Below are 13206 nucleotides of genomic sequence, written 5' to 3'. Positions count from 1 at the left end.
GTCGAGCTCACTGATTGGGTAGGACGCGAACTTTATCACATGCTTCGGGGTTGGCCCGAGCCCAGACCAAGACACTGGCCAGCGCGATCGGCAGCCACGAGATAAACCACTCGGCCCGTGGGGTGCCCGTCAGGCTGGCCGCGTCGAACTGCATGGCCAGGAACGAAAACACCCACATACCGATGATGCCCTTGCCGTAGAGCGTGTCGCGGGCTTTCCAGGCTTGCCACAACACACCGAACCAGAGCCCGCACCACAGCAACAGGCCGGGCAGGCCCAGTTCAATGGCGACGTGGGAGAACAGGTTGTGGGCGTGGTCGAAATACACGCCGTCAGCCAGTACTTTATAGTCCCCGCCCAACCCCAGTCCGGTCCACGGGTGTTCGGCAATCATCTGCATGGCCGACATAAATATCTGAGGCCGATAAGATACCCCGCGAGCCAGCATCAGTGATTGCATGGCGAAGAACACCGCCAGCGCCGCCAACACTGCGCCGGCTGCGATCACGGTAGTCCGTCGGTCACGGCACCACGCCGGCATCGCCACCACCGTCAACAGCAACGCCAGCGCCGCGCCACGGCTTTGGCTCAGCACCACAAAAAGCCCGAGCAACCCGATGGACAGCACCCACGCCACTTGCATCCAGCGCCCACGGGGCAGCCAGTGCAGCAACCAGACCGCGGCCAGGCCAATCACATAGGCGCCCAGAATCGGGTGGGACAATTGCCCCAATCCCTCAAGACGCGCATACCAGGCATTATGCTCAAGGCCGTAGAACTTGATGATAGCGCCCAGTGATGACAAGCCCAGCCCGAAACCACCCCACTGCATCACGCGAATGACGCGCTCGGTTTGCCCGCAGGCAAACACCGGGAAGAACAGCAGGAACATACCTATATACAGAAGGCGCTTGGCCTCGCGCGAAGGGTCTTCGGCGTTGGTCCACAGCAAACTGATCGCCCCCCAGGCCGCCAATGCGGCAATCATCAGGCATATCCAGCGCTGCTCACGCCAGACGTCCTTGAGCCGTTCACGCGCCGACCAGGCAAACACCACGGCCGGCAACCACAGAAACAGGGTCAGGCCTTGTTGATAAATCTTGTTGGTGGGTGCAAAGGCAATCGCCAGCAAAAACCACAGTAAACCGAAAATCATCCATACCTGCGCCCAACGACTTGCTTGCATCACCTGCTCCTGAATACGTCCAACCCGCCAACCCGGCATGGTTAAAACCCAAAACTTTCGGCATTATTGCCGATCACTGTGCCCGCGACTCCCACAAGGCTTTCCGACGATGCAATGTTCAAGGCTTCCCCAAGCCGATTTAACCGCGATGATTGAAGGCGCCAAGATCCTCGAAAAGGACAGCTACGGCCCCAAAGTCTACCTGTTGGCAGACGGGAACATCCTTAAACTGTTTCGCCGTAAACGTCTGTTTTCGTCGGCACTGTTTCGTCCTTACTCCAAACGTTTCATCGACAACGTGGCGCAACTGCAACAGCGTGGCATCCCCACCTTGACCGTCCTTGCGTTCTATCAGTTGGCTACGCCGGGCATGACGGCGGTGTTGTATCGCCCACTGCCAGGGGAAACACTGCGCCAGATTTCCAACAAGGAAGGCTTTGACTGGCAATCCAACCTCGACCCGCTGGTGGCCCTCATTCGCCGCCTGCACGGTGCTGGCATCTACTTTCGCTCCTTGCACCTGGGCAATATTGTTGTCACGCCTGACAATGAAATGGGGCTGATCGATGTGGCCGATATGCGTTTTCTGCGCGCCCCGCTCAACCCCGAACTCGCACGGCGCAACTTGCAGCATTTCGCACGCTATATTGCGCGCGAGAAGCTGAACGAACGCTTTCCAATGCAAGCGCTGGAGCAGGCGCTGCTAGCGGCATGAAAACAGGCGCTGGGAGGTTTCACTGAAATCCTTCCAGGCCTGCTCTGGCGCCAGCGCCCGCGATTGAGCCTCCAGCACTTCCCGTGGCGAGGCCGCGAATGACCGCTCCATCAGGTGCGCCCAAGCCTGCACATCGTCTGATGGGGCATACCAGCCGGCATCCGCCAACTGCTCACGGAACACCGCCAACTCACTGGTCAGTACCGGTACACCGGCCATCACCGCCTCTTGTAGGATCAACCCCAGCCCCTCTTCCGTCGACGGGATGGCCACCCAGTCAAACGCCCGGTACAGGGTCGCGGCTTCCGGAAGGTGACCTGGCAACGAGACCTTGCCCTGCAAACCCAACTCTTGGATACGCCTCTCAAGGGTAGACCTGGCCGGACCCTCGCCAATAATCACCAGGCGCGCCTGCGGCTGTTGGGCCGACACACCGGCAAACGCCTCAAGCAAACAGCCAAATCCCTTGCCGTCCACCAACCGACCGACGGCGCCCAGCACCGGCGAGTCTCCCAGGGGCAGGCCCAGACGCGACCGCGCCTGCTCCCGGGAAAGCGCGGCAGCACGAAATGCTACCGGGTCAAAAGCGCTGCGCAGCACCGCAACGGGCCGTTGCAGGTAGTGTTCAAGGGAGTGGGCCAGGGTTTGCGAGACGGCAGCGAGGGTCAAGTGTGATGCCGGAAATTGGTCGAGCAGCTTGCGGTCGGCCTTTCGCAAGCGCGTTGCCCCATGAAAGACAACCACGGCCCGCACCTGCGGCGTACGCTTGAGCACCGGCAACATCACCCGGGCAACGCCCATCCCATCCAGCAATACAATTTCCACATCCTCGGGCAGCGCTTTGTGAAAACGCGCGCGCATCAGGGGCGCCAGCAGCTTCCAAAGATGCCGCCCCTTGAGTTGGGCGGAAGACAGGTTCCACTCGCGAACCGGCTCACCCGGCTGCGCGCCGCCTTGCAGCAGCCAGGTGTTGATCGGCGCATGGCAAATGGCATGGGACAGTATCTGTTGATGAACCTTCTGCACCGAAGCGAATGCAGAACCACCGGCCCACATGATGTTGAGGATACTCATCGGTAAAAATGACCTTTTGCGGCGTTAGGTTGGCTTGTCGTACGCAACTAATGGATCAACCAGCCGATACCCAGTCCCAGTATCAGCATGGCCGCCAACTTGATCCGCTCTCGCCGCTTGCGTCGCGCCTTGGTCAGGCGTTCTTCTGCAGTTGCCACATGCAGACCGAAACCGGTATGCAACACCGCATCACCCTCCAGGGTCACGGCGCCCAGGTTCAGCTGCGCGTAACGCTTGGAAAGCCCCTTCTCACCCTCGAACCCGGCATAGGGCGCGCACAGCCGATATTCCTTTATGCGTCGCAACCCCGGGTTCAGTGAAAATCCCTGCCACTCAGGCTTGTCGGACAGCAGGGGATAACACGGCACCCCTCCAATCACTTCACGCGGCCCCAAATGGATATAGGGACTGTGCACCTGCAAGTCGTAAACGTAGTTGCGCAACCACACCTGTAAAATATCGGGTCGCTGCTCCAGTACCGTCTTGGAGTCCTCGACAAAGCCGGGTCGATAAAACGCCCAGTCATCCTCGCAATGGAAAATGTAGGGGGTCTTGACCGACTCGTAGGCCAGGTCGATAGATGCCAACTGCCCAAGCTTCGGGCGATTGATCAAGAAAGTGCAATGACTGTGCCAGTGCTCTGGAACCGCAAGGCGCACGGCATCATCGCCGGAGTCTTCGGTGATGAAGACTTCGCGTATGTCCGCCGTATTGAACAGATCGAAGCTCGCGAGCGTGCGCTTCAACAAATCGAAGCGACCGCAACTGGTCACTACGAGCGTTATGTCGCTTTGATCGGAGAATTGCATTCAAGCCTCGATAATATCATATAGCCATCACTTATGGCCATTTGGCCGACATTAAACGCCCAGCTTCGAGCGCAACCTTTCCAACAGACTCAGTGGAGCACGCGGCCGCAAGGGCGGTTCAAGCACTTCGACAATCCGCTGGCCGATACGAGCAAAGCTGAACTGACTGACAGCCAGCTCCTGCCCACAGCGTGCAATGTCGGCCGCCAACTGCGGGTTCGACCGTAACACGGCGAGTTTTTCCTGCAACTGCGGGATGTCCTTGTAGAACACCACATTGGCCATGTCTACGAAACCGAGGGCCGCATTTTCCTCAGCGCCCTGATCGAACGCCAGCAATACGCAACCACAGGCCATGGCCTCGAAGTTCTTGATCATGTACTCGCCCATGCCCACATCGGCACTGACGAAGAAACGAATCCGGTTGAGTGTGGCGCAGTATTCCTCGCCGGATTTGGTGCGCGTAACCACCAAAGGTTCAACCTGTGCCAACTCATCAAGCAGTGCCTTGCGACCACTGTAGGCCACGCTATTGGTACTGCCGACAAACGCCAGCTCGATATCACGTACACGTTCCTGCGGCTGCAGCAGCGCCTGATCGTAGCCCTTGGGCACAAACACTGCGTCAAAACCTTCGGCACGCAGGCGTTCGGTCACCATATAGCCGGAGCTGATCACCCGCGCCCACGGCAGACGGCGGTAATGCGCGCTGAACTTGCCGGTGTACTTGCAGGGAATATAGTTCTGGTAGGCGTCGTGCTCGAGGATCACCAGGTTCGGGATCGTACGAATAAACCCGGCCTGGCGGATCTCCTGCTTGAAACGCAGGAAGAACACGATGCGGTCGTAACGGTTCACATCGACTTCGCGCCGGAAGTAACCACGCAGGTTGCGCTGCTCATCACTGCTCAACCAGCGGATGTCACACTCGCAATGCTCGGCCACGCCTTCGTACAAGCGATCCAGAATGGCGCGCTGCTCTTTCTGCACCAGAAACAAGACTTTCATTACTTATCCTTTCCCAAACGCCAGAACAACTCATGCCGTCGTACGGCCTTGCGGAAAAATTCGTTCTCGCCGTAGGGTGATTGCGCACGGCCTGCCAACACACGCTGCAGCCAGCGCCGCACACGGCGCTTGAACGGTGGCGCAGGTTGCAGATCATGCATCATGCCCAGCGCCATGGCCTTGTCGCGCTGTTGCTCCAACGACAATGACAGGCTGCACGGCGTCAATTCCAGCCCATCATCGAACTGCGGCGGCAACGCAATGCCGGCGCCGGCATCGCCCATGGGCCAGCGGTCGTTGTCATGCAGGTGGTTGGCGTAGCCCAGTAAGGTCGTCGGTTGCCATTCCAGCCCTTGCAGGGCTTCGATTACCGCCTGCTGCGCGCAGATGTGATCGGGGTGCGGGTCGATAACCGGATGGGGCAACACGATCACTTCGGGACGTGCGGTGAGCAGCAATTGGCGCAGGTCGGCCAGCAGGTTGTTCCAAGTGGGCAGGCCATCCACGTCAGCCGGCAGCGGAAACGGGTTGAACTGGCGGAACAGGCGGATATCCGAGAGGTTCGCTTCGCGTGAGGCCACCGGTTGATCCGGCGTCGCGCGCATCGCGGGCAATTGCAGGCAGAAGTAACCGAGCTGCACGCAATGCGCTTCGGGCACCCCGGCCCAGCGGGGCACGGCGATGCTGTCCCAGGCGCGCAGGCGCCCCTTGAGGCGCGAGGCTTCGGCCGGGGCCAAGCCCATGTGCCGATAGTGTTCTGCTTCAATCTCACCGGCGGTGAGGGTCACGATCCAGGGTTTATCGGCCTGGCTGTACAGACCAAACGCGGCCAACTCAGCGTCGTCGGCATGGGGCGCGATTACCATCACCCGTTGTGCCGCATAATCCGCAGTGGCCCACTGCCATAACCGGGGCGCGCCCAGCAGTCGGCAAAAGCGCCCGCGCAAACGCAACTCGCCAGCCACAAGGGCGGGCGCCAAACCACTGAGATTGAGATAACGAACGCCGTTCACGCCACGTTCGAACACTTGTCGATCGGGACTTGTTCCGCCCGATAGTTCAATAGCCGGGTCCAAAAAGCGCCCCAACCAACTGCTCTTGACGCGGATGGCCAACACCAACGTCGCATCAGCCTCCAGGGCCGAATCAACCAGCAGTCGCCCGCCCTCCAAGCGAACCGCTCCCACCTCGGCATCTGCCGAAAAGCGGTATTGATAGTCTTCGTTGGGGGCATAAAACAGGTGGTCGGCAAACCACGCCTCGTGGGCAACCCAGGCCAGTACGCCGAGCACAAACGGCAGCCACCAGGCCACCCAGATACCGATCACCACCAGCAGCATCAAGCCAATCAACAGGCCAATGCGCTTGTTGCGTCGGTGGCGCTTGAGCAATTGCTGTTTGCGGCTCATACGCTCAGCACCGGTACGGGGTTGCACCACCGGTCCTTGTACTCCCGGTCGGCGCGACCGAAGGAGAAGCGCAGCGGCTTGCCGGCCTCGCGCGCCTGTTCCCAGGCACTCTGGGTGTTCAAGAAACTCAGCACACTGCCTGGGCTGAACGCGCGAGTTTCAGGGTCCACGCCACCGTTGACGTACTCCACGCTGATCCACTCGGGCGATTCAACCCGGTACACCAGTTGGACGGCAATCGGCGCATCGTTGAGAAAAATCACCGAGCCTATCAGCCACTCGCGCAACAGCTCGATCACTTGCGCCATACGCTCAGCTCCCGTGGCGACAAAACCCCAGCGACGCAGGAACAAATCGCAGTAGATCGCCGCCAGTTCCTCGCTGGAAAATTCACTCACCGGCCGCACGACGCCCCCCGCCTCTTCCAGCAAACGCAGTTCACGGCGTTGGTTGTAGCGGAATTTCTTCGACAGTTCTTCCGGTGTACGCGCCATGGCCAGTTGCTCAGCCTGGGGCTTGAGGCCACTGAAACGGCCTTCGTTCAACACCGACAGGTAGCGTGCACGCTGGCGCAGCGGCGCCTTGGCATCGGCAGCAGCCGGCAGGATCAGCTCGGCGTTGCCCAGGTCGAACAAACCTTTTTTGCCGCGTTGCTTGAGCACATCCTTGGACAGGGCCAGGTCTCGTCCCCAGGTCGCGATGCATGCCTGAAGCTCGCCGCCCTGCTCCCAGGCCAGGTAACGCACCGGGATCTCGGCGAGCCCCGCCAGGCGCTCGATCACCTGCGGGTGGGTGGCGACGCTGCCACCAAAACGCTGCCAGGCGTCGTTGTAGGCAGGCGCATCCACGACGGACCAGCCCCGCTCGCGCCAGCCTTGGAATCGATTGAGCATCAAGCCCCCGCGGTCAGTTCAATAACGTGCGGCAGTTGCCAAAAGGTGTCGCGTACCGCCTGATCCGAAAAGCGCGCATGCAGGCGTTCCAGCATCATCTCGGCACACTGCCGTTGCTGGTGCTGATCCATCGCGGCCAGGTGTCGCAACCCTTGGGCCAGGTGTTCGGCATCGCCCAAGGGAAACAGGATACCCACGCCCTCGACCACTTCCTTCGCCCCACCACATGCCGTGGCCAGCAACGGCACGCCAGCGGCCATGGCCTCCAGCAGCACCATGCCGAACGGCTCATGGTCGGAACTCAACGCAAACACATCGAACGCGCGGAAATACCGACGCGCATCCGGTACCTGGCCAAGGAACAGTACCTTGTCGGCAATCCCCAATTCACGGGCCAGTTCCTTGAGGTCCTGTTCCAGGCGGCCGGTGCCGAGGATCGCCAATCGGCTGTCCTCCGGCAGGTGCGGCAGCGCCAGGGCAAAGCCCTTGAGCAGCGTGGCTTGGTCCTTGTCCGGGTGCAGGCGGCCGACATTGCCGACCACCCATTCGTCCGGCGACAGCCCCAGGGCATCACGCGCGTCATCCACCGGCACCTGCATGGCTTGCAGCGCGTCGACATCAATGCGGTTGTACAAGGTCTGGATGCGTGCAGCCGGCCAGGCCGGGAGGCAGCGGCGCATGTCGTCACGCACCGCGTCAGACACGCCCAGCAAACTCAGGCGCTTGCGGAATAACCCGGCAAACAGCTTGCGGCTGCGGCGCTGATAATCGCCAAAGGCGTGATGCACACCGATCACCGGCAACCGCGTGGCCAGCAAGGCCACGTAGATAGGCTTGAAACGATGGGCAATGCAAAAACTGAAGTTGCGCGATGCCGCGATCTTGCGCAGCTCGGCAATGGCCGACAGCTTCAGGCCGCGAACGGCCTTGGAGCTGTACGCCATGAACAGCACTTCATCGCTGGCACAACCGGCGGCCACCTCGGGGTCGGCGACCCCGGTAAGGAACACCGTCGTCACCTTGTAGCCAGACCCTGCGAACAAACTGGCGTACTGTCGCGCGCAGTCCAGGAACGGTCCGTCATAGCTATGACAGAACTGCAGGACGTGGCGGTCAGCCGAGCGCGTCATAAGGGTCCACGCCGTCTTTGACGACCAGGATGTCTTCCATGATCAGATACTGCAGGTCGGAGCCGAAGAACATGTTCAGCGCGTCGGTCGGCGAGCAGATCATCGCTTCGCCGCGACGGTTGAGCGAGGTGTTCAGGGACACGCCGTTGCCGGTGAGGACTTCCAGTTCCTTCATCATGTCGTAGTAGCGCGGGTTGTATTCGCGCTTGAGCACCTGGGCACGGGAGGTGCCATCTTCATGGACCACTTCCGGCACGCGGGTTTTCCACTCTTCGGCCACTTCAAAGGTGAAGGTCATGAACGGCGCCGGGTGGTCGACCTTGATCATCTGCGGAGCCACGGTGTCGAGCATCGACGGGCAGAAAGGCCTCCAGCGCTCGCGGAACTTGATCTGGTGGTTGATACGGTCAGCCACGCCAGTGGCGCTCGGGCAACCGATGATCGAACGACCGCCCAGGGCACGCGGACCAAACTCCATGCGGCCCTGGAACCAGGCCACCGGGTTGCCGTCGACCATGATCTTGGCGATGCGCTGGGGCATGTTTTCGATCTTGCGCCAGTTCGGCTTGCTCTCGTGTTTGGCGCACGCGGCAATCACGTCTTCGTTGCTGTAGGACGGGCCGAGGTAGACGTGTTCCATCTTCTCGACCGGTACACCACGGGCGTGGGACACATAGGCCGCCGCCCCCACGGCAGTGCCGGCATCGCCGGACGCGGGCTGCACGAACAGCTCCTTCACGTCGTCACGGGCGATGATTTTCTGGTTCAGCTTGACGTTCAGCGCGCAACCGCCGGCGAAGGCCAGCTTGCCGGTGTCTTTCAGGATGTCGCCCAGGTAGTGGTCGATCATCTGCAGGGCCAGCTTCTCGAACAGTGCCTGCATACTGGCGGCGTAATGGATGTACGGCTCGTCGGCGATATCACCTTCGCGCTTCGGCCCCAGCCACTCGATCAGTTTTGGCGAGAAGTAGAACCCCTTGCCCTTTTCTTTATAACGGCGCAGGCCGATGACGTTGGCGTAGTCGGTGTTGATCACCAGCTCGCCGTTCTCAAACGAGGCCAGACGCGAGAAATCGTACTTGCTGGCATCGCCATACGGCGCCATGCCCATGACCTTGAACTCACCGTCGAGCATCTCGAAACCGAGGAACTCGGTGATCGCGCCGTACAGGCCGCCCAGGGAGTCCGGGTCGTAGAATTCCTTGATCTTGTGGATCTTGCCGTTCTCGCCATAGCCGAAGAACGTGGTGGCGTACTCGCCTTTACCGTCGATGCCGAGGATCGCGGTTTTCTCCTGGAAGCCGGAGCAGTGGTAGGCACTGGACGCGTGGGCCAGGTGGTGCTCCACCGGCTCGATCTTGATTTTCTTCGGGTCGAAGCCCAGTTGTTCCAGGCACCAGACGATCTTGTTGCGATAACGCTTGTAGCGACGGTTGCCCATCAGGATCGCGTCGAGGGCGCGGTCCGGGGCATACCAGTAACGCTTGGCGTAGTGCCAGCGGGCCTCGCCGAACAGGCTGATCGGGGCGAACGGGATCGCCACCACGTCAACGTCGGAAGGCTTGATGCCGGCCTGTTCCAGGCAGAACTTCGCCGATTCGTAGGGCATGCGGTTCTTTGCATGTTTGTCGCGTACGAAGCGCTCTTCTTCGGCGGCCGCGATCAGCTTGCCGTCGATATACAAGGCTGCGGAAGGATCATGGCTAAGGGCGCCGGACAGGCCAAGAATCGTCAATGCCACAGGGGTCTAGCCTCTTTTAGTCTGCATGCAGGCGGGTTGCGCCTGAAAAAAGTGTGCCTCCTGCCTGGGCAGGAAACAGCTAAAGGGCGGGATTATAGCTTAAAAGCAGGGCAAAGCTGTTAGCGGCAAACGGCGAGCGGAACTAGCGGAAGATCTCAATGCTGCCGTCCTTGTTCTGTCGGTAGATCGTGTAGGGCAGCACCAGTGTGTCCAGTACGCCGGAGGCAACGAACTCGATGGCGACGATCGGGAGGGCGTTGCCCGCATGGTCCGTCAGCGTTTGGTCCTTCAGGCTTTTTCCAGCCCTGGGCTCGCCATTGAGCGTACAAAAGCCGTAGATCATGCCGCTGTAGATACGCGGTACGCTTTCGCAATGGCTACGGGAGTCCTTGAGGTTCTGGCTGGTTACAACGTCCGGGCGAAACACGGTGTTGATTGTGCCGCAACCGGAAACCAGCAGCAGGGCAGACATGAACATGGCCTTGCAACTACGACTCACAGCTAACTCCTACTATCCCAAAGACTTAAAGCGCCGCGACTTACGTCATGTTTACACTGTTCAGGCACTCGTCAGGAGCGGCCTGGCCGCCAATAAATGCCTATGTTGCCATCGGCAGTCTGCCGGTAGATCGTATAGGGCAGCACGACGGTATCAGCAACGCTTGAGGCGGTGATGTCCACCAGCACCCACGGCACAAGCACGCCCGTGAAGTCCGGCGGCGCGTTCAGAAGGCAGAAGCCGAATGCAGCGCCGCTGTAGACGCGAGGTATGGCCTGGCAATAGGTCTTTTGCTTGCGCAGTTCACGGGTAGCGGCCATATCATCACGTAATACCGTATTCAACGTTCCACAGCCACTCAATACAACGCATGCGGCGCTCATTGCAGCAGTCATTTTCAACGTCATGCACAGCCCTCCGAGTGGTCTGCGATGCTAGCAGCGCCATGTTGGGTACCCCAGCCCCCGACACCGATGCCCCCTGTGGGAAATATCCGAAATGGAAAAAACTGCCCGAACCACTAAACTCGCGCTCTTTTGCGCGTTTACGTCCTATGCGCCATAGATTTTGGCTGACCCCATGAAAACCCTCACTCGCTTCACCCTGCTGATGCCCGGCCTTTTCGCCTTGAGCGATGCTGCCCGCGCCGAGGACGCACCACTGGTGCTCGACCCCAGCGTGGTCACCGGCTCGCGCAACGCCAGCCCGACGTTCGACCTGCCCTACTCGGTGGACGGCATCAGCCGGGAGCAGATCAGCGATGGCCAACTGGGCATCAATGCCTCCGAGGCGCTGGCCCGCGTGCCGGGTCTGGTGGTGCAGAACCGCCAGAACTACGCCCAAGACCTACAGATTTCTTCCCGCGGCTTCGGCGCCCGCTCGGCCTTTGGTGTGCGCGGTCTCAAATTGATTGCCGACGGCATCCCTGCGAGCACCCCGGACGGCCAAGGCCAGGCTGCCACCTTCAACCTCGACACCGCCGAGCGCATCGAAGTGCTGCGCGGTCCTGCGGCCACCTTGTATGGCAGCAATGCTGGCGGCGTGATCCAGATGTTCTCCCGCGACGGCGAAGGCCCGCCGCGCATTGGCGCCGAAACCCTGGTGGGCAGCGACGGCTTGAACAAGAACCACCTGACCGCCGAGGGCGCAGCGAATGGCGCAGGCTTCGTGCTCGACGCCTCGCGCATGGACACCAACGGCTACCGCGACCACAGCAGCGCGCGCCGCGACCAAACCTTTGCCAAGCTCAACGTGCAGCCGGATGACGACAGCAAGCTGGCACTGATCTACAGCAGCCTGGAGCAAAACGGCACGCAGGATCCGCTGGGGCAGACGTGGGCGGCGTACAAGGCCGATCCGCGCTCGGTAAGCGCCAATGCACTGACGTACAACACGCGAAAAAGTATCGACCATCAGCAATTGGGGATGAATTACGAACGTTACATCGGTGATGCGACGTTGCAGGTGAATGCGTATACAGGGCGGCGGAGTGTGATTCAGTACCTGTCGATCCCCAGAGGCACCCCGGCCAACGAACGCGGCGGCGGCGTGGTGCAATTCGACCGCAAGTTCTACGGCGGCAGCGTGCGCTGGATGCAGCCCATCGAAAGTGCACCGGGCGAGCTGATGATCATCACCGGCCTGGACTTCGACCAGAGCGAGGACAGTCGCCACGGTTACCAGAACTACAGTGGCAACACCCTCGGCGTGAAAGGCCAACTACGCCGTGATGAAATCGACACCGCCCGCAGCCTCGACCCCTATATCCAGGCCAACTGGGCCCTCGATCGCTGGACCCTGCAAGCCGGGGTCCGCCACAGCACCATGGAGCTGGACGTCGACGACCAATTCCTCAGCAACGGCGATTCCAGCGGCAACAAGACCTATCAAAAAAACACGCCGTCGATGAGCGTGATGTATGCGTTCACCCCGCAGCTGCATGGTTATGTCAGTGCCGGCAAAGGCTTCGAAACACCGACCCAGGCGGAATTGGCCTACGCACCGGGCAGCATCGAGGGCTTCAACTTCGGTCTCAAGCCTTCCGAAAGCACCCAGTACGAGGTGGGCTTGAAGGCCCAGCTCAACAACACACGCATCAACGCGGCGGTCTTCCAGATAACCACCGAGGATGAACTGGTGGTCTATCAATCCCTGGGCGGTCGCACCAGCTACCAGAATGCCGGTCGCACCCTGCGTCGCGGCTTCGAACTGGGCGTCGAAAGCCAACTCAGCGAACAGTGGACCGCCAACCTCGCCTACACCCGCCTGCAAGCCACCTACGACAGCGACTTCGTCAGCGGCGGCAGCACCGCCGTCGACAAGGGCAATTACCTGCCCGGCGTACCGCAAACCACGCTGTTCGCCGAGCTCAACTGGAAACCCCGCGACTGGGTCAGCACCGCCATCGAAGGCCTGTACCGCAGCAAGGTCTATGTCGAAGACACCAACAGCCAGCGTGCCGCGCCGGCCTACAGCGTCTTCAACTGGCGCGCACGTTTTGAGCAGAAAGTCGAACACTGGACCTTCCACCAGACCCTGCGCCTAGACAACTTGCTCGACCGCCAATACGTCGGCTCGGTGATCGTCGGCGACGGCAACAACCGTTACTACGAAGCCGCTCCTGGCCGCTCGTGGTACGCCGGTGCTGGCGCCGAGTACCAATTCTAAAACCACCACAAGGCTCATGTGGGAGCTGGCTTGCCTGCGAATGCGTTAGGTCAGCAACAAATGCACTAACTGACA

At 60.6% G+C, this 13206-nt stretch carries 12 protein-coding genes; 2 read left to right on the top strand and 10 right to left on the bottom strand.

The window, feature by feature from the left end; genetic code table 11:
- Window positions 1–7: 7 nt before the first annotated feature.
- Entirely contained in the window at window positions 8–1186 is a 1179-nt protein-coding gene (locus KUA23_RS02460; RefSeq protein WP_078046568.1) for an O-antigen ligase family protein, read from the bottom strand.
- Between the two features lie 148 nt (window positions 1187–1334).
- Between KUA23_RS02460 and KUA23_RS02455 the strand changes: the two genes are divergently transcribed.
- Complete coding sequence (locus KUA23_RS02455; RefSeq protein ID WP_178076804.1) at window positions 1335–1901, top strand: BUD32 family EKC/KEOPS complex subunit; 567 nt, start codon at window positions 1335–1337, stop codon at window positions 1899–1901.
- Here the strand turns inward: KUA23_RS02455 and KUA23_RS02450 are convergent.
- The 9 genes from KUA23_RS02450 to KUA23_RS02410 all read right to left on the bottom strand — a co-directional run bounded on the left by KUA23_RS02450 (window position 1890) and on the right by KUA23_RS02410 (window position 10871).
- Window positions 1890–2975 carry a glycosyltransferase gene (locus KUA23_RS02450; protein ID WP_252993396.1) on the bottom strand — a complete coding sequence of 362 codons (1086 nt, stop codon included), beginning with the start codon at window positions 2973–2975 and terminating at the stop codon, window positions 1890–1892. The genes KUA23_RS02455 and KUA23_RS02450 overlap by 12 nt on opposite strands.
- A gap of 47 nt (window positions 2976–3022) precedes the next feature.
- Entirely contained in the window at window positions 3023–3784 is a 762-nt protein-coding gene (locus KUA23_RS02445; protein ID WP_078046565.1) for a hypothetical protein, read from the bottom strand.
- A gap of 51 nt (window positions 3785–3835) precedes the next feature.
- Window positions 3836–4792, bottom strand: a complete 957-nt coding sequence (locus KUA23_RS02440; RefSeq protein WP_100491640.1) for a glycosyltransferase family protein — start codon at window positions 4790–4792, stop codon at window positions 3836–3838.
- Window positions 4792–6201 carry a PIG-L deacetylase family protein gene (locus KUA23_RS02435; protein ID WP_214497991.1) on the bottom strand — a complete coding sequence of 470 codons (1410 nt, stop codon included), beginning with the start codon at window positions 6199–6201 and terminating at the stop codon, window positions 4792–4794. Before KUA23_RS02435 ends, KUA23_RS02440 begins: the two co-directional genes overlap by 1 nt.
- Complete coding sequence (locus KUA23_RS02430; RefSeq protein WP_078046562.1) at window positions 6198–7094, bottom strand: antimicrobial resistance protein Mig-14; 897 nt, start codon at window positions 7092–7094, stop codon at window positions 6198–6200. The genes KUA23_RS02435 and KUA23_RS02430 overlap by 4 nt, the downstream gene beginning before the upstream one ends.
- Window positions 7094–8224 carry a glycosyltransferase gene (locus KUA23_RS02425; RefSeq protein WP_252993395.1) on the bottom strand — a complete coding sequence of 377 codons (1131 nt, stop codon included), beginning with the start codon at window positions 8222–8224 and terminating at the stop codon, window positions 7094–7096. Before KUA23_RS02425 ends, KUA23_RS02430 begins: the two co-directional genes overlap by 1 nt.
- The gene (locus KUA23_RS02420; protein ID WP_034136622.1) at window positions 8208–9965 is read right to left on the bottom strand and encodes a carbamoyltransferase family protein; all 1758 of its coding nucleotides are present in this window, start codon (window positions 9963–9965) and stop codon (window positions 8208–8210) included. Before KUA23_RS02420 ends, KUA23_RS02425 begins: the two co-directional genes overlap by 17 nt.
- A 142-nt stretch (window positions 9966–10107) precedes the next feature.
- Window positions 10108–10437 (bottom strand): YceK/YidQ family lipoprotein, encoded by a 330-nt coding sequence (locus KUA23_RS02415; protein ID WP_410896866.1) that lies wholly within the window; start codon window positions 10435–10437, stop codon window positions 10108–10110.
- Window positions 10438–10535: 98 nt separating this feature from the next.
- Complete coding sequence (locus KUA23_RS02410; protein WP_078046559.1) at window positions 10536–10871, bottom strand: YceK/YidQ family lipoprotein; 336 nt, start codon at window positions 10869–10871, stop codon at window positions 10536–10538.
- Window positions 10872–11043: 172 nt separating this feature from the next.
- Here KUA23_RS02410 and KUA23_RS02405 point away from each other — a divergent pair, with 172 nt between their 5' ends.
- Window positions 11044–13131 (top strand): TonB-dependent receptor family protein, encoded by a 2088-nt coding sequence (locus KUA23_RS02405; protein ID WP_252993394.1) that lies wholly within the window; start codon window positions 11044–11046, stop codon window positions 13129–13131.
- Window positions 13132–13206: the final 75 nt, after the last annotated feature.

This window comes from Pseudomonas pergaminensis (assembly GCF_024112395.2).
Classification (GTDB): Bacteria; Pseudomonadota; Gammaproteobacteria; order Pseudomonadales; family Pseudomonadaceae; genus Aquipseudomonas; species Aquipseudomonas pergaminensis.
This window is presented reverse-complemented; position numbering and strand designations above follow the sequence as displayed.